Annotated in this window: 14 protein-coding genes and 1 riboswitch; of the genes, 4 read left to right on the forward strand and 10 right to left on the reverse strand. The window is 66.7% G+C overall.

What is annotated here, in order from left to right; translation table 11 throughout:
- Positions 1 to 278 precede the first annotated feature (278 nt).
- The 6 genes from B4U45_RS00510 to B4U45_RS00535 form a co-directional block, all read right to left on the reverse strand.
- Positions 279 to 1,328, reverse strand: a complete 1,050-nt coding sequence (locus tag B4U45_RS00510; protein WP_075546601.1) for a hemolysin family protein — start codon at positions 1,326 to 1,328, stop codon at positions 279 to 281.
- Positions 1,325 to 2,707 (reverse strand): hemolysin family protein, encoded by a 1,383-nt coding sequence (locus B4U45_RS00515; protein ID WP_075546600.1) that lies wholly within the window; start codon positions 2,705 to 2,707, stop codon positions 1,325 to 1,327. Before B4U45_RS00515 ends, B4U45_RS00510 begins: the two co-directional genes overlap by 4 nt.
- A 200-nt stretch (positions 2,708 to 2,907) precedes the next feature.
- A complete protein-coding gene (locus tag B4U45_RS00520) occupies positions 2,908 to 4,344 on the reverse strand; it encodes a GuaB1 family IMP dehydrogenase-related protein (RefSeq protein WP_075546599.1) in 1,437 nt (478 codons plus the stop codon).
- Between the two features lie 33 nt (positions 4,345 to 4,377).
- Positions 4,378 to 5,829 carry an NADP-dependent phosphogluconate dehydrogenase gene (gene gndA, locus B4U45_RS00525; protein WP_075546598.1) on the reverse strand — a complete coding sequence of 484 codons (1,452 nt, stop codon included), beginning with the start codon at positions 5,827 to 5,829 and terminating at the stop codon, positions 4,378 to 4,380.
- Positions 5,830 to 5,950: 121 nt separating this feature from the next.
- On the reverse strand, positions 5,951 to 6,901 hold the full coding sequence (locus B4U45_RS00530) for a M56 family metallopeptidase (RefSeq protein ID WP_075546597.1): 951 nt from the start codon (positions 6,899 to 6,901) through the stop codon (positions 5,951 to 5,953).
- Positions 6,902 to 6,915: 14 nt separating this feature from the next.
- The gene (locus B4U45_RS00535) at positions 6,916 to 7,332 is read right to left on the reverse strand and encodes a BlaI/MecI/CopY family transcriptional regulator (protein ID WP_075546596.1); all 417 of its coding nucleotides are present in this window, start codon (positions 7,330 to 7,332) and stop codon (positions 6,916 to 6,918) included.
- Positions 7,333 to 7,692: 360 nt separating this feature from the next.
- On the opposite strand from B4U45_RS00535, the gene B4U45_RS00540 reads away from it, so the two are divergent.
- Positions 7,693 to 8,133, forward strand: coding sequence for a PaaI family thioesterase (locus B4U45_RS00540; RefSeq protein ID WP_075546595.1), 441 nt, complete (start codon positions 7,693 to 7,695; stop codon positions 8,131 to 8,133).
- Between the two features lie 64 nt (positions 8,134 to 8,197).
- Here B4U45_RS00540 and B4U45_RS00545 read toward each other — a convergent pair whose 3' ends face one another.
- The 4 genes from B4U45_RS00545 to B4U45_RS00560 all read right to left on the reverse strand — a co-directional run bounded on the left by B4U45_RS00545 (position 8,198) and on the right by B4U45_RS00560 (position 14,655).
- Positions 8,198 to 9,859 (reverse strand): APC family permease, encoded by a 1,662-nt coding sequence (locus B4U45_RS00545; RefSeq protein WP_082275354.1) that lies wholly within the window; start codon positions 9,857 to 9,859, stop codon positions 8,198 to 8,200.
- Between the two features lie 86 nt (positions 9,860 to 9,945).
- Positions 9,946 to 11,334, reverse strand: a complete 1,389-nt coding sequence (locus tag B4U45_RS29745; protein ID WP_082275358.1) for a PPE family protein — start codon at positions 11,332 to 11,334, stop codon at positions 9,946 to 9,948.
- 8 nt (positions 11,335 to 11,342) lie between these two features.
- Entirely contained in the window at positions 11,343 to 12,731 is a 1,389-nt protein-coding gene (locus tag B4U45_RS29750) for a PPE family protein (protein ID WP_082275357.1), read from the reverse strand.
- A gap of 760 nt (positions 12,732 to 13,491) precedes the next feature.
- Entirely contained in the window at positions 13,492 to 14,655 is a 1,164-nt protein-coding gene (locus B4U45_RS00560; protein ID WP_075546592.1) for an agmatinase family protein, read from the reverse strand.
- Positions 14,656 to 14,771: 116 nt separating this feature from the next.
- A riboswitch (guanidine-III (ykkC-III) riboswitch) is annotated at positions 14,772 to 14,839 on the reverse strand.
- A gap of 108 nt (positions 14,840 to 14,947) precedes the next feature.
- Here B4U45_RS00560 and B4U45_RS00565 point away from each other — a divergent pair.
- Genes B4U45_RS00565 through B4U45_RS00575 form a run of 3 tightly spaced genes read left to right on the forward strand, consistent with a single transcriptional unit; the run spans position 14,948 to position 17,279 of the window.
- Positions 14,948 to 15,250 (forward strand): urease subunit gamma, encoded by a 303-nt coding sequence (locus B4U45_RS00565; RefSeq protein WP_075546633.1) that lies wholly within the window; start codon positions 14,948 to 14,950, stop codon positions 15,248 to 15,250.
- Complete coding sequence (locus tag B4U45_RS00570) at positions 15,247 to 15,561, forward strand: urease subunit beta (RefSeq protein ID WP_075546591.1); 315 nt, start codon at positions 15,247 to 15,249, stop codon at positions 15,559 to 15,561. Before B4U45_RS00565 ends, B4U45_RS00570 begins: the two co-directional genes overlap by 4 nt.
- Positions 15,558 to 17,279, forward strand: coding sequence for an urease subunit alpha (locus B4U45_RS00575; protein ID WP_075546590.1), 1,722 nt, complete (start codon positions 15,558 to 15,560; stop codon positions 17,277 to 17,279). The genes B4U45_RS00570 and B4U45_RS00575 overlap by 4 nt, the downstream gene beginning before the upstream one ends.
- The last annotated feature ends 16 nt before the right edge of the window (positions 17,280 to 17,295 follow it).

Genomic DNA, 17,295 nt, shown 5'->3' on the forward strand with positions numbered 1-17,295 from the left:
GTATTCGCCGGTACTTGGGCCCCACTGGCTTCTCACTGGCTACGGCCCTCAGCCTACCGATCGGTAGCCTGACGAGCCTATCGGGCCAACCGCAAGGGCAGGTCACGGCGCGCCCAAAGCCCCGCCGACGGTAGGCAGCCGGTCCCGCCGGCCGGGCGCTGGCAACGCATTTTCGCGGCATTTTCGCGGCATTTTCGCGGCATTGTCGCGCTGCCTGGGCGCGGCGGCCGGCTCGGCCGCCGATCGTCCCGGGTCCGTGTTCCGGTCAGCCGAACTGGTCAGTCGCGGTTTCGCTGGTCGCGCATGGTGCCGACCAAGTCGTCCACCAGATCCTCGAGCGCCACCATGCCGACCACGGTGCCGTCGTCGGAAGTTACCAATGCCAGGTGGCTGTTGCTGCGACGCATCCGCGACAAGGCATCGGCCAACGGCAGTGCCTTGGGAACCTGCGGCAGCGGACGCACCATGTCCACCTTGATCACGGTGTGGTCGTCTTCGCCCAGCGCCAACACGTCCTTGATGTGCACGTACCCGATGAATGTGCCGCGATCCACCACCGGGAACCGCGAGAAGCCGGTCCGGGCCAGCGCCTGCTCGACGGCGCCGACCGTCGGGCCCCATCCCGCCGCCGCCACCGGCACGGATCGAATGTCGGACACCGGGACCGCGACATCGGCGACCACCCGGGTGCGGATCCGCAGTGCGCGGGTCAGCCGGGTGTGCTCCTCGGGATCCAGCAAACCTTCGGAGACCGATTCGGCGATCATCTCCGAGAGCTCCACCGTGGAAACCGTGATGTCGAGTTCGTCTTTGGGCTCCACCCCGAGCGCACGCAGTATTGCTTTGGCGGACTTGTCGTAGAGCGCGATAAAAGGGCGAGCGGCCCGCATATAGATCAGATAGGGCGGAACAAGCAGCATCGCGGCCTTCTCGGGTCCGGCGATGGCGATGTTCTTCGGCACCATCTCACCGAGCAGCACGTGCAGCATCACCACGATCGATAGCGCGATCCCGAAAGACAGCAGATGCAGCAGCGCGTCAGGGATACCTGCCAGGTGCAGTAGCGGGTGCAATAACTGGGCAACCGCCGGTTCGCCGATTCGGCCCAGCAGGATCGAGAAGACCGTGATACCCAACTGAGCACCAGTCAGCATCAGCGCGAGCTGTTCGCCAGCCCGTATCACCGTGACCGCACTTGTCCGGCCCTGCTCGGCCAGCGCTTCCAGACGGTCACGCCGGGCCGAGATCAGCGCGAACTCCGCTCCGACGAAAAACGCGTTGGCACCGATCAGCAGGAACGTCAGCGCCACGGCCAGTATGGGATTCATCGGCTACCCCGCTCTTCGCCGGGTTCACCATGGACGTGCCGGTGACCGCGCAGTTCGGTCAACTCGAGCAAGTCGATCCGGCGGCCGTCCATGTGCACCACCCTGGCGCGCCAGCACACCGATTCGTCGGGTAGATGGTCCAGGTCCAAGGCGGGAAGGTCGACCGACTCGCCGGCCACCGGGATATGTCCGAGTTCTCGCAGCACCAAGCCCCCGATCGTCTCGTAGGGCCCCTCCGGTGCGCGGTAGCCGGTGGCTATCGCCACCTCGTCGATACGAAGCAGACCCGATACCCGCCATCCAGTGCCGGCCGCGACCACATCGGGTGTCGCGTCGTCGTGTTCGTCGCGGACGTCGCCGACGATCTCTTCGATCAGGTCCTCCAGAGTGACCATGCCCGCAGTGCCGCCGTACTCGTCGACAACCATCACGGTCTGCAACGGATTGGCACGAATCTCGGCCATCACCGCATCGCCGTCCAGGGTCGACGGGACCACCGCAACCGGCTGGGCGACAGCGGTCAGCCGGGTGTGCGGCCGATCGGCCGACGCGACTTCGAACGCTTGCTTGACGTGCACGATGCCGACCGTCTCGTCCAGGTCGCCGCGGACAACCGGGAATCGCGAGAAACCGGATGCCGCGACGGCCGCGACCATGTCGGCGATGGTGTCGTCGGTCTGCAGCGCCACGATCTTCGATCGCGGCGTCATCAGCTCCTCTGCCGTCAGGGCACCGAACTGCAGGGATCTGCGCATCAGCGATGCGGTCGCGTCGTCCAACGAGCCGCGGCGAGCCGAGGCACGCACGAGCGACACCAGCTCCTGCGGGGTGCGCGCTGAGCGCAGTTCTTCGGCCGGCTCGATCCCGAGTTGACGCATGATCCAGTTCGCTGCTCCGTTGGTCAACCGGATCGCCGGCGTGAATACCGCCGAAAACAACCATTGGGGAAGCACGACGGCGCGTGCGGTGCGCAGCGGACGCGCCACCGCCAGGTACTTGGGCACCAATTCGCCGAACACCATCGACAGCGATGTCACTATCACCAGCGCCAGAAACGTCGTGATTGCGTCGGACATCCGATCCGAGATTCCGATGGCGGTGAGTGCCGGGTACGGGAGCTCGCCCACCAGGGGTTCGGTCAGGTAACCGGTCGTCAGAGTGGTGATGGAGATGCCCAATTGTGCGCCGGACAGTTGGAATGACAGCCGGCGATGCGCGCGCCGGATGAACCGGTCGCGGGTGCCGCCAGCGCGGGCGTTCGCATCGACGGTGCTGCGGTCCAGCGCGGTCAGCGAGAATTCGGCCGCTACGAACACCGCGGTGCCGAAGGTCAGCGCCAAGATGGCGACGATGCTGACGACGGTGCCGGCGAACATCATGGGCGGCCTGGTGGTCGTGATGTCGCCGCAGCCCGCTCCGACGCCGGGCGTGGCCCGCCCCCGAAGCCTACGGCTTCGACGGGTGCCTGCGGCACGTCATCCCTTTCGCTCGATCCCGCGGCGCTGCGTCGCGGGACTGAAGTCCATATCGTAGCGAAACCGTTCGGCACGAATCGGTGCCCGCCACCCGGTGACCGCACTCACCAGCCGGTGGGCAACGGATGGCCTTCGGCGAAGCCCGCCGCCGACTGAACACCGATCACCGCACGCTCATGCAACTCCGCCAGGTTGGCGGCGCCGACATAGGTGCACGTGCTGCGCACGCCAGAGGTGATGTGGTCGATCAGATCCTCGACACCGCCGCGATCCGGGTCGAGCCCCATCCGCGACGTCGAGATACCTTCGTCGAACAGCGCCTTTCGGGCGCGGTCGAAGGCGCTGTCGGTGGTGGTCCGGGCGACCACCGCCCGTTTGGACGCCATGCCGTAGCTCTCCTTGTACGGCTGATCCTCGCGGTCTCGCATCAGATCACCCGGAGACTCGTAGGTGCCGGCGAACCACGATCCGATCATCACGTTCGACGCACCGGCCGCGAGCGCCAGCGCGACATCGCGCGGATGGCGGATTCCGCCGTCGGCCCACACATGGCCACCGAGTTGCCTTGCCGCGGCAGCGCATTCGACCACGGCGGAGAACTGCGGGCGGCCGACGCCGGTCATCATCCGAGTCGTGCACATGGCACCGGGGCCGACGCCGACCTTGACGATGCTCGCCCCGGCGCCCAGCAGCTCGCGGGTTCCCTCGGCCGAGACCACGTTGCCGGCCGCCAGCGGCACACCCAACTCCAGCGACGCTACCGCGCTTATCGCATCCAGCGCCTTGAGCTGGTGCCCGTGCGCGGTGTCGATCACCAGCACGTCGACCCCTGTTTCGGCGAGGGCACGAGCCTTGGCGGCCACGTCGCCGGTGATGCCGAGGGCCGCACCGATCCGAAGTCGGCGTCCGGCGTCAGTGGCCGGGGTGTAGATGCCGGCGCGGATCGCGCCGGTACGGGTCAGCACGCCCGCCAATGTCCCATCGGCGCTGGTGACCACCGCGACATCGATGGGGGCGTGCTCCAACAGATCGAAGATCTTGCGCGGCTCGGTGCCCACCGGGGCCGTCACGAAGTCCGCCGCGGCGATATCGCGCACCCGAGTGAAGCGGTCCACGCCCAGGCAGGACGATTCACTCACTAAACCGATGGGGCGGCCCTCGAAGACAACCACGGCGACTCCGTGCGACCGCTTGTGGATCAGCGCCATCGCATCGGACACGGAGTCGTCGGGCGCCAGCGTCACCGGCGTGTCGAGCACCAGATCACGGCTCTTGACGAAGTGCACGGTCTGCTGCACGGCCGGGACGGGCAGGTCCTGCGGCAGGATCACGATGCCGCCGCGGCGAGCCACGGTCTCAGCCATCCGGCGCCCGGCCACCGCCGTCATGTTGGCCACCACCACCGGAATCGTGGTTCCCGAACCGTCGGCGGTGGACAGATCCACGTCGAACCGCGACGCCACCTCCGAGCGGCTCGGCATGATGAACACGTCGTCATAGGTCAGGTCGTATCCGGGCCGGTGCCCGTCCAGAAACCTCATGGCTCGCCTTTGGTTGAGTCCCTTCCAGCCCGGCTAGGCCGGGACCTCGCTGCGGTCTGCGCCCCACAAAGTGTGGAACTTGCCCGGTCCGTCGATCCGCCCGTACGTGTGCGCGCCGAAAAAGTCGCGCTGGGCCTGGGTAAGGGCGGCAGGCAGCCGCTCGGTGCGCAGCGCATCATAGTAGGACAGGGCCGACGAGAACCCGGGCGTGGGAATACCCAGCTGGGCCGCGGTGGACACCACGCGCCGCCAACTGTCGATAGCCGACTCAACGGCGCTGCGGAAATATGGCGCGACGAGCAGACTGGCCAGGTTGGGTTCGGCGTCGAAGGCTTCCTTGATGCGGTTGAGGAACTTCGCCCGGATGATGCAGCCGCCCCGCCAAATGGTGGCCAGGTCGCCGGGGGAGATCTGCCAGCCGTATTCGGCGCTGCCGGCCTGGATGTGGTTGAAGCCCTGCGCATAGGCCACGATTTTGGAGGCGTACAAGGCCCGTCGAACGTCCTCGGTGAAGGTGTCGGGATCGGCCGGCCGGTCACCGAGCCGCCCGGAGGCCAACCCGCGGGTCGCCGCACGCTGCTCCACGGATCCCGATAGCGCACGGGCGAACACCGCCTCGGCGATGCCGGTCACGGGCACCCCCAGGTCCAGGGCGGACTTGACGGTCCAGCGTCCGGTGCCTTTCTGCTCGGCTTGGTCGAGGATCACATCGACGAGTGGCTTTCCGGTCTTGGCGTCGTTGTGTCGCAACACCTCGGCCGTGATCTCGACCAGATAGCTGTCCAGGTCGCCCTTGTTCCACTCGGTGAACACCTCGGCGATCCGCGGTGCGCTCAGCCCCAGCCCGTCGCGCAGCAGCTGGTATGCCTCGCCGATCAGCTGCATGTCGGAGTACTCGATGCCGTTGTGCACCATCTTGACGAAGTGCCCGGAGCCATCGGGGCCGATGTGGGTACAGCACGGCACGCCGTCGACGTGCGCCGAGATCTCCTCGAGCAGCGGTCCCAGCGATTCATACGATTCCGCGGGCCCGCCGGGCATGATCGACGGCCCGTTCAGCGCGCCCTCTTCGCCGCCGGAGATCCCGGCGCCGACGAAGTGCAGTCCGCGCTCTCGCATCGCCCTTTCCCGGCGAATGGTGTCGGTGTAGAGCGCGTTTCCGCCGTCGATGATGATGTCGCCGGGCTCCATGGCGTCGGCGAGCGCGTTGATGACGGCGTCGGTCGGGTCACCGGCCTTAACCATGATCAGCACCCGGCGGGGCGTCTGCAGTGCGGCCAGAAACTCCGTAATCGTTTCACTGCGGACGAAGTTTCCCTCCGACCCGTGCTCTTTCAGCAGCGCATCGGTCTTGGCGACGGACCGGTTGTGCAGCGCCACGGTGTAGCCGTGCCGGGCGAAGTTGCGGGCGATGTTCGAACCCATCACCGCCAGGCCGGTGACGCCGATCTGTGCGGTGGCGGTGCTCGATTCCGACGAACTCATGTGCTGCCTTTCGGTCGGGCCTGTCAGGTTTGGCGAATTCTTGCCGAAGCTGTCCGGCAAGGCTGGTCCGACACACTGTGGCACAGTGGGGTCGCGGTCTTCCAAGGTGTTTGGGCCTGTGTCAGACGCCGAACAGCCGCTGCAGCTCGGTGAGCCACGGGACGGCCAGCGCGACCGTGGGCACCACCAGCACCGCGGCCGCGGCCAGATACGCGGTCACGGATAGCGCCCGGCTATTGCCGCGTCCGGCCAGCCGCCGCACCCGTACCACCGTGCTGGGGCCTCCGGCGGCCAGGGCGCCCGACGGCGCTGTGCAGGAGGCGCAGGCGACCAGTGCCCGGGCCAGCGCCGCGCGACCGGCGGCGCGCACCGCGGCGTCGTCGGCGAGCAGTTCAACCAGTAGCTGCACGGCACGCAGCGCATTAGCGCTGCGGACGAGCCGCGGAAATGCCGCGTGCACGGCGGTGAATGCTTCCAGGACCAGGTCGTGACGGGCACGCAGATGCGCCCGCTCGTGGGTGAGGATGGCGGCGACTTCCTTGTGGGTCAGCGCCGTCAGCGTTCCCTCGCTGACCACTACCCGGCTACGGACGCCGGGCAGACAATAGGCAAGCGGTTGCGCCACGTTGAGCACGCGCAGATCCCGGGTTCGCGCGCAAGGCTCGGCCAGCGCGGCGCCGTGCCCTACTCCAACCAGATCGACCACCATACGGTGATGGGCCCGACGGCGCCGAGTGGCGATGGCCACCCGAACTATGGCAACCATTAGCCGGGCCCCGACCAGCACAGTCAGCGCGAAGACGGTGATATATGCCGCCCACAACGGCCAGCCGAGCCGGATTCGGGCGTCGAGGACACCGGCCGTAGGCCGCCCGTCAGCGCCGGGCATGAGCAGCCGGCTGGCGATGGCGATGCCCGCGCTGAACGCCGAGAGCGCCGCGGCCAGTGCTATCGCTTGCCAGAGGACCATCGCGGCCCGCGGGGCGCGCAGCGGCCACGTCGCTCGTGCCAACAAGGCTGGTGTCGGGCCAGCCAGCAGCACCGCGAGGATGGTGAAGGCCAGCGCGGACACGCTGCTAGTCTCTCTCAGTCCTCCGCCGGAGCGCCAGCAGATGGGGGAATGCGGTGTGCCGCTTCCAATTCGGCAAGGGCGCGACGAAGTGCGTCGGCCTCGTCGGCACCGACACGCTCGACGAAGTGAACTAGTGCGGCGTGTCTGCTGCCGGAGTCCTCGGCCTGGGCCAGCGCGTCGACCATCAGACCGGCAACCAACTCGTCGCGGCCGTGCACGGGTGCGTAGCGGTGCGCCCGATCGTCGCGGATCTGTGAGACCAGATTCTTTTTCGCTAACCGTTGCAGCACGGTCATGACGGTGGTGTAGGCAAGGTCACGTCGCGCCGACAACGCTGCGTGGACCTGGCGGACGGTCTGGGGTTCCGGCGTGGACCACAGGTGGTCCATCACTGCACGTTCCAGATCCCCCAACCGCGTCAGCTTGGCCATAGTTCGTTCTCTCCCTGAGCGTTGCACCAAGCGTACTCCGGTTTACTACCGACTGTCGTATCCAAGCGGTCCTGATTCATCTGTCAGCGCCGGCTCCGAGTTCGGCACCCTCCGACACCCTCCGACACCCTTAGGCAATTCGGCACATTCGATGCTTGCAGAATTAGGGCAGCCTTGCCTATCCTAAGGGTGGTCGAGCAATACATGACCGTGCCGGAGTCCTGAGGGCTGCAGTGACCCCCGGTCTACTCGATCGGCGAGCCCCGTGCTGGTGCACGGGGCTCGCCCGTTGTTCGCCCCGAGGTGTTCCATGGCGCCGGCAGACCTGCGGGAACCCGCCGATACCGATGGTGTAGACACATGAACGTGCCATCTGACCCCGACCCGGACACAGGTGTCAGCCCGCCGACGTTCACCGCGCCGTTCGACAATCAACTGGGTCTGCAATTCACCGAACTCAGCCCGGACGGCGCACGCGCGCAGCTGAAGGTCAGACCCGAGCTGTTGCAGCCGATGGGCCTCGTGCACGGCGGTGTGTACTGCTCGATGATCGAGAGCATGGCCAGCGTGGCGGCGTTCACCTGGCTCAGTACCCGCGGCGGTGGGGGCGTGGTCGGCGTCAACAACAACACCGATTTTCTGCATGCCATCACGTCGGGCATGGTGTACGGCACCGCCGAACCATTGCATCGCGGCCGGCGTCAACAGCTGTGGTTGGTCGTCATCACCGACGAGACCGATCGGGTGGTGGCCCGGGGTCAGGTGCGGCTGCAAAATCTGGAGCCGTCGCCAGACTCCTGAACCCAGCGTCGCCGCGGTGTCGACGGGTCGACGCGACACCGCGCGAGGTCCGGCGTTTCACCTTTTAGTGATGTTTCACCGCCGGCCTTGCCGGCCTCGCTGTGACTGCCCGATCGATCTCGCGGTGCCGCGGAATCGCGTCAGCGTGCGGGGCGTCGCTGTTGGCGTAGGCCCGGCTGCAGATCATGTACAGGATGCCGAGGCTGACGATGACCCCCGACATCAGCAGTACGACGTAGTTGTCGTACCAGGGCGCCTCGGGCGTCCGCGGCCAGCAGACGTTGGTGATCGCCGCGACGCCGTAGGCCAGGGCGCCGATGTTGACGGCCATTCCCCAGCGGCCCAGCCGGTACTTGCCGGACGGCGCCCAGCCCTTCAGTCTGGCGCGCAGGGCCGCCAGCACGACCATCTGGAACCCGAGGTAGACCCCGACGGTGCCGAAGCTGATGAGCTTGTTGAGCGGGTGTTCGGAGACGATTGAGCCGATGATCAGCGATGCCGGGATGATGACGGCGGCCAGCAGGGCGTACGGCGGCACGTGTCGTTTGTGATCGAACCGTGCCAACAGCCGCGAGCCGACGATCATGCCGTCGCGGCCATAGGAATAGATGAGGCGGCTGGCAGCGGCCTGCAGGCTCAGTGCGCACGATACGAATGAGATCAACACGATGCCGAGCACGATCCGGGAGCCGATATCGCCGAAGGCACTGGCGAGAACGGTCGAGATCGGATTGGTGTCCTCGCCGCGGATCACCGCGCCGAAGTCGGTGACCGACAGGATCAGGCTCAGGCACACGAACGTTGACGCGGCCCCGCCGATGTAGATGGTGCGCCGCATCGCCTTGGGGATCTGTACTCCGGGATTGCGAACCTCCTCGGCAACGTCTCCGCACGCCTCGAACCCGAAGAACTGGTAGAGACCGATCAGGCCGGCAGCCAGGAACGCATACAGGAAACTGTGATTGCCTTCGGCACCGAAACTGTGAAAGAGCACGCCGAGCCCGTGGTGGCGGTGCATGACCAGCAGCCAGACGCCGACGACCAGGGCGCCGATCAGCTCGGCGGAGAAGCCGAAGATGGCGAAGTAACCCAGAATTTTGGTCCCGGTCAGGTTGATCAGTGTCGCCACCGCCAACACGGCCAGTCCGCAATAGATCTTGGCCTCAACGGTGGGTGCGAAGCCGAACATCGCCGCCACATACGGGCCGGCGCCGAAAGCCGCATCCGCGATCAGCGCCAACAGGCAGAACATGTAGATCCAGCCGGTCATCCATGCCCATTTGCGACCCCACAACCGTCGCGCCCAGGGGTAGACGCCACCGGCCACCGGGAATTGCGCCACCACTTCGCTGAACACCAGCACGACCAGCATCTGCCCGGCGCCGACGATCAGCAGACTCCAGATCATCGGCGGACCGGCGGTGGCCAACGCGAACGCGAACACCGTATAGATGCCGACCACGGGCGACAGGTAGGTGAAGCCGAGCGAGAAATTGGCCCACGGGCTCATGTCTCGGCGGAACTCCGACTGGAACCCCAGCGCCTTGAGCTGGGCAAGGTCCTCGTCGTCTTCCGGAATATTGCCGGATGTCGTGGCGGTGTTATCCGCATGGACCTTCTGGTGGTCCGCGCCATTGTGCGCGGCATGAGTGACTCGGCCGGTTACGTCGAGCGCCACATCGGTGTCCAAACTTCGCCCCCCAGCCAGTGGCTTCGTGAAAAACATCTGCACGGACTCCCCATCATCGATATGCCAAATCGGTTGTGCTGCTGCGTCCTTGCCGCTCGAATCGCGACAAGCGACAGGCTGTGCTACTTGTCCCTCGCCTCCTTGATCAATGTCGCGGCCGTGCGCTTGAGTACGTCGCGCTGCCGAGAGACGTCGGCGAGTGCTTTGCGCAGCTGGTTGAGCTCATCGCGGTCGCTGACCGCGGCGTCCTCGTCGGCCCTGGTGCTCGCCGTGACCCACCGGGCCGCGGGATCCTCACGCATCCCCGGCTCGCCGGCAAGGGCCGGGATCACCGGTTGACGTGAGCCGGCTCGAGGCCGCGTCTGGTCGCCCCGTGGCGCGTTGACCACGCTGGCCACCGGGCCCATCGGGGGCATGCCGTAGAAGCCGCCGGGCGCGGCGACCTGCGGCAGTCCGTCGAGGGCGGCGGTCGGCAACGCGCTCGCGGTGAGCCGGATCGCCGGGGACCCGGCCCATGACTGCGGGACCGACAGCTTGCCGACCGACATCGCCTGGCCCAGGCCGGCCGACGCCCCGGCGCTCGCCCCCGAGCCATGCGAATCAACCAGCGTGGAACCCAGCCCGCCCGCCAGTCCGTCCCCGGCCAGCGGAGAAACGTCCGACGCCGTGGTCGCGGTCAGCGAATCGATCAATGGATTCCAGGCCACGGCGATCGCCGGTGCAAGGGTCAGGCAAAGCCCGGAGGCGTCGAAGTTCAGTCCCTCGGAAAGGATCTGATAACCGACAGTCGATCCGCTCAGGGAGTTGAACGTCTGGATCGGATAACTGTTGAAGAAGTCCAGCAACAGATTCGATCCGGGAAACGTCCCCGCCGACAGAGTTTGCAGCATGTCGGGCACGCTCGACAACCCCGACTGGGTGCCGGCGCCGGTCCCGGCGGCGGCTGCCTGGCTGACCGCGGTGGACTGAGCCGCGGTCCCGGCCGGGTTCGTGTCCTGCTTGGGTGCGGTGAACGGCGTCAACCTGGTTGCCACCGCCGACGCGCCGGCATAGCCGTACATCGCCGCGGCATCCTGGGCCCACATCTCTGAGTACTGCGCCTCGGTGGCCGCGATCGCCGGCGCATTCTGTCCCAGAACATTGGTGGCCACGAGCGACGCCAACAACGCCCGGTTGACCTCGATCGCCGGCGGGGGCACCGTGGCCGCAACTGCCGCCTCGTAGGCCGCCACCGCGGATCCCAGCTGGCTCGCGGTCTGCAGCGCCCGGGCGGCGGTGGTGGTCAGCCAGAGCACATATGGGGCCACCGCCGCGGCCATCGCACCCGATGACGGACCCAGCCACGGCCCGCCGGTCAGCTCTGCGACCACCGTCCGATACAAGCTCGCCGCCGTCCCCAACTCTGCCGCCAACGCCTGCCACGTTCCGGCGGCCGTCACCAGTGACATCGCACCCGGGCCCGCATACATCCGGGCAGAATTGATCTCCGGCGGCAGTCCGCCAAAATCCATGAGGCTGATCACAAGATCGCCTCCTTGATCAGGCGGGCTGCCGCATCGCGCTCCATCGCCACTTCGGCGATCTCCTTGCGCAACTTGTCGAGCTCGTCACGTTCGCGTTGGCTCAACGTGCTGGCCACCTGGGAGATACCGCGTTGGGCCGGTGCCGAGCGGCCCGGGAGCTGGTCGTCGGCGCGCTGCGCGACAGCCCACGGTGGGAGCATCTTGGTACGTGAGGCGGATCGAGGGCGGGTCTGGTCGCCGCGCGACGCGTTGACAACGCTGCCCACCGGCGGAATGCCGCCGTAGCAGCCTCCCGGTCCGGCCGTCTCGACCCCGGGTATGCCGTCGAGGCTGGCGATTGGCGACGTTGCGGCGGCCAATCGGATCGCCGGGGACGCAGTCCACGATGCCGGCACCGACAACTTGCCGACCGTGGCCGCCTCGCCCAAGCCCGCCGATACCCCGGCACCGCCCGGACTGGCCGGAAGTGACCCGCCCGTAGCCGGGTCATAGGAGCCCAGCAGCGCTCCCAGCCCGGCGTCGGGGGCCACCCCGGCCGCAGCCGCTGCTTCCGCGGGTAGTGCCAACCCGTAAAGACCGCCCAACAGGGGAGTGATGCCAGAAGCCGTGAACAAGAACCCGCTGAGGACCAGCGTCCAGTTCCCCACATTCATGGCGAACGTGTTGACGTCGGTGCCCAACTCGGTACCGAGGAAGTTCTCCAGCAGCGCAACCGGATCGAACGATCCTCCGCCCAACGCGAGGCTTTGCAGCGCGTTGGGCACCGCCGCCAACTGCGACAGCTGGGACTGGGTGCTCGGGCCGGCCGCGGAGGCGGCGACCTGCGAGACCGTGGCGGCTTGACTGGCCGTACCGCCAGGGTTGGTCGTCGGTGGCGGTGAGTTGAACGGTGTCAACGCTGTTGCCACCGCTGACGCACCGGCGTAGCCGTACATCGCCGCCGCGTCCTGAGCCCACATCTCGGTGTATTGCGCCTCGGTGGCCATGATCGCCGGGGTGTTCTGGCCCAGAATGTTCGTGGCCACCAGCGCCGCCAACAACGCCCGATTCACCTCGATCTCCGGCGGCGGCACGGTGGCCGTGAACGCGGTTTCGTAGGCCGCGATGGCCGATTTGAGCTGACCGGCGGTCTGCTGCGCCTGTGCGGCCGTAACGCTCATCCACGACACAAACGGCGCCACGGCGGCAACCATGGATCTCGACGACGGGCCCACCCACGGCCCATCCGTCAACTCCGACACCGCCGCCCGATAGGACGCCGCCGTCGAATTCAGCTCTGCCGCCAACCCGTCCCAGGCGACGGCGGCTGCCACCAAGGGCCCCGACCCCGGGCCCGCGTACATCCGACCGGAGTTGACCTCCGGCGGCAACACCGAGAAATCCAACGCCAAAGCCCCCTCGCACCTGACCGGGCACCAGGCCAAACATTCGCGGCCGCAACACTTTCGAATGTTGACTTGCTGCTCGGTTTCGAGCGCCGTCGTTGGCGCACGAATGACGGCCCCCACGACGTCCCACTCGCCGGGCCGGAGGTAATGATGAACGCTATCCCTGTAGTCACACTGGCTAATCGCTGGTAGTTTGCTGAAAGTGCTGGGTTCGGTCTCGATGTGACACTTTGTCCGTCGAGTCGGCAACAGTTCGAAACCAGCCGCGCAGGACTGAGCCCGGTGGGCCGATAGAACGGTGGACCGCAGCTGCCGGCGGATCCGAAACTGTACCGAGCCAGCCGTGGGTCGCATCAAAGCTGTTGCAATACAGACTTTTATGATTCGAGAGGAATTCTGACCACTGCGATTGATCAGTCGATCGCCCATCATCGGGAAGCGGGCCGACGCAGTCCGCACTCGCGGCATCGGAGGTGCCGTGTGGCAACGACGCACACGGCAGATCACGTTCGGCAACGATGCCAAGCAACGTTTGCTATACGTAAAATGAGCGAACTTGAGTGACAATCCGGAGGATTGTGGGCAGTAGTGACGGGTTACGTCGGTAACGTCGCCCAGCGGCACCGAACGTAGCTTTTGGCAGGGCGACAAACCCGGTGGCGCACGGGTTGTCGCGCGCCCGCGTCTCGCGCGTATATAGGTGCGCGCGAGACGGTCTCGGCAGTAGACGTTCATCGGCTGATCCTGCGAGGCTGAGTCAATCGGCGAAGGGCCCCCACGCGTGCCGCTCGAGGGTGGCCGGTTTCTTGCCCAGCTTTCCGGCCCGCACCATGACGGCCAGGCTGTCCAGGATGACCCTGCTGCTCATCAGCGCGGTCTGCTCGGCCCAGTCGTAGGGCGGTGAGCACTCCACCACCTCGATGCCGTTCAGACCGGGTTCGGAGATCATCCGGATCAGGTTGAGGGCTTCCCGCGGCAGTAGCCCGCCGGGCTCGGGCCAGCCGGTGCCGGGCACGAACCCGGCATCGATGACGTCGATGTCGAACGACAGATACACCGCCTTGGCGTCCTTCCACGCCGTTTCGAGCGCGATCTCGGCGACCTTTTCGATCCCGACGCGTTCGACGTCTCCGACCGTGATGACGGTGCTACCGCGCTGGCGGCCCACCTGGACGCCGGCGCGCGGCGCCTGCCATCCACCGATGCCGATCTGCACCAGGTTGGTGGCCGGGGCGTTCTTGATGTTGGTGGCGTGGAACCACGGCGTGGTGTGCATCCGCTCGTCCAGATCGGTTTCCTGGGTGTCGACGTGCCGGTCGAAATGGATGATGCCCACGTTGCCGTCCAGGTAGGGGGCCAGGCCCCGCACCGTTGGGAAGCCGATCGAGTGGTCGCCACCGAGCACGACCGGGAACACACCGTTGGACACCACATGGGCCATGGCCTGGCTGATCTGGTCGAACGACTTCTCGATGTTGGCGGGAATGGTGACCACGTCGCCGATGTCGACGATGTTGAGCTGTTCTCGCAGGTCGACGCCCAATTCGTAGCAGTATGTGCCGAACAGGTTGGTCGAGCGGCGGATTCCCATCGGCCCGAATCGGGTGCCCGGGCGGTAGGTGGTGCCGGCATCCAGCGGTGCCCCGAAGACGGCCACCTCGGCGTCGGCGACGTCGTTCACGTCCTCGAGAAACGGCGCCTTGAGGAAGGTTCCGCGTTCCCCGGCGAAGTGGGGGAGTTCACCACGGGCAAAGGTCGACAGCGTCCGGTCGTTGATCGTGGGGGCGGCTTGTAGGCCGTGGGCGATGCAGCGGTCTATTTCTTCGCGGTGGCGGCGGGTGGGCAACTCGGCTTCGGCCTGCTGAGCCCACAGGCCCTCCCGGTTCGGGATGTCGGCTTGGCCAGCGAACGGATTTGTCATCACGGTGTCCTCTCGTCCAGAAGCAACTCAAGGCGGGAGGACGCACCGGCGACCGGCAATAAGCGAAGGGCAAGTCCACTGGACCGTTCCGATATGCCGGCGCGCCACATTTCCCGCACTCACCGTCTTGTCGCTCTCCGGGTACGGCGAACTCGTCCGGGCGGCCCCCTCGGCGCGCCGCACTTCACCGTACCTACCCCGCCGGCCGCCGCGACGCACTTCACGCTGAAAGACAGCTGTGAATGCGGCTCCCGCGCGCAACACCGCGGCGCCCATGGCAGGATCGGAGGCCATGCGTCTGACGCCGCATGAGCAAGAGCGACTTCTGTTGTCCTACGCCGCCGAGCTGGCCCGCCGCCGTCGGGGCCGCGGTTTGCGCCTCAATCACCCCGAAGCCGTCGCCGTAATCACCGACCACATCCTGGAAGGCGCGCGGGACGGCCGCACCGTTGCCGAGCTGATGGCCAGCGGATGTGATGTGCTGGGCCGCGACGACGTGATGGAGGGAGTACCGGAGATGATCACAGATGTGCAAGTGGAAGCAACATTCCCGGACGGCACCAAGTTGGTCACCGTCCATCATCCAATCGCATGATTCCCGGCGAAATCCTTTACGGCACCGGCGACATCGACATCAACGCGGGCGCGCAGCAGCTGGAGATGCGGGTCATCAACACCGGTGACCGTCCGGTCCAGGTCGGCAGTCACGTCCACCTTCCACAGGCCAATGCGGCGCTGTCGTTCGATCGCGCGGCGGCCCATGGCTACCGGTTGGACATTCCGGCGGCCACCGCGGTCCGCTTCGAGCCGGGCGTTTCCCGGACCGTCCAGCTGGTTCCGCTACGCGGGCGACGCGAGGTCCACGGGCTGACACTGGATCCCCCGGGAAGGCTCGACGCTTCATGATGCGGTTGACCCGGGAGCGCTACGCGCAGCTGTACGGTCCTACCACCGGTGACCGGATCAGACTGGCCGACACCGATCTACTGGTCGAAATCAGCGAAGACCGCTGCGGTGGGCCGGGACTGGCCGGTGACGAGGCAGTCTTCGGTGGCGGCAAGGTGTTGCGCGAGTCGATGGGTCAGGGGCGCGCGACCCGGGCCGACGGCGCGCCCGACACTGTCATCACCGGTGCAGTGATTATCGACTATTGGGGAATCATCAAGGCCGACATCGGGATTCGTGATGGCCGCGTCGTCGCGATCGGCAAGGCCGGTAATCCCGACACCATGTCGGGTGTGCATCCGGATCTGGTCGTCGGACCCTCCACCGAGGTCATCGGCGGCAACGGGCGCATTCTCACCGCCGGCGCCATCGACTGTCACGTACACTTGATCTGCCCGCAGCTGATACCCGTAGCGCTGGGCGCGGGCATCACGACCATCATCGGCGGCGGAACCGGCCCCGCCGAAGGCACCAAGGCCACCACCGTCACCCCCGGGGCATGGCATCTGGCCCGGATGCTGGAATCACTGGATTGCTGGCCGGTGAACTTTGCCCTGCTCGGCAAGGGAAACACCGTCAGCCACGAGGGGTTGTGGGAGCAATTGCGCGGCGGCGCGTCGGGTTTCAAATTGCACGAGGACTGGGGATCCACCCCCGCCGCCATCGACGCCTGCCTGAGGGTTGCCGACGCCGCCGGGGTGCAGGTGGCGCTGCACACCGACACCCTCAACGAGATGGGATTCGTCGAAAACACCATTGCCGCCATTGCCGGCCGTTCGATCCACACCTACCACACCGAGGGCGCCGGCGGCGGCCACGCACCCGACATCATGAAAGTGGCCGGACAGCCGAATGTGCTTCCCAGTTCCACCAATCCGACTCGTCCGCACACGGTGAACACGCTCGACGAGCATCTGGACATGCTGATGGTCTGCCATCACCTCAATCCCTCGGTACCCGAAGATCTGGCCTTCGCCGAAAGCCGGATCCGCCCGTCCACCATGGCCGCCGAAGATCTGCTGCACGACATGGGGGCAATCTCGATGATCGGCAGCGACTCCCAGGCCATGGGCCGCATCGGCGAGGTGATAATGCGCACCTGGCAGACCGCCCACGTGATGAAACGCCGTCGCGGCACACTGCCCGGTGACGGCCGGGCCGACAATAACCGGACACGCCGCTACGTCGCCAAATACACCATCTGCCCGGCCGTCGCACACGGCATGGACCACGAAATCGGCTCGATCGAGGTGGGCAAGCTCGCCGACCTGGTGCTCTGGGAGCCGGCATTTTTTGGGGTGCGCCCGGACCTGGTGCTCAAGGGCGGCGTGATCGCCTGGGCGGCCATGGGCGACGCCAACGCCTCGATACCCACGCCCCAGCCGGTGCTGCCGCGACCGATGTTCGGCGCCGCCCCGGCCACTGCGGCCGCCACTTCCGTGCACTTCGTCGCGCCGGCGTCCGTCGATGCGGGATTGGCCGGCCGGCTCGCAGTCAACCGCCGGCTGGTTCCGGTGGCCGATGTACGCACCGTGGGCAAGGCCGACTTGCCGCTCAACGACGCACTACCCACCATCGAGGTCGATCCCGACACCTTTACCGTGCGTATTGACGGTGAAGTCTGGCAGGAACAACCCGCCACCGAACTTCCCATGGCGCAACGATATTTCTTATTCTAGTAGCCTCTAGTGACCC

Origin of the sequence: Mycobacterium persicum (assembly GCF_002086915.1) — a bacterium.
In the GTDB taxonomy this organism is placed as follows: domain Bacteria; phylum Actinomycetota; class Actinomycetes; order Mycobacteriales; family Mycobacteriaceae; genus Mycobacterium; species Mycobacterium persicum.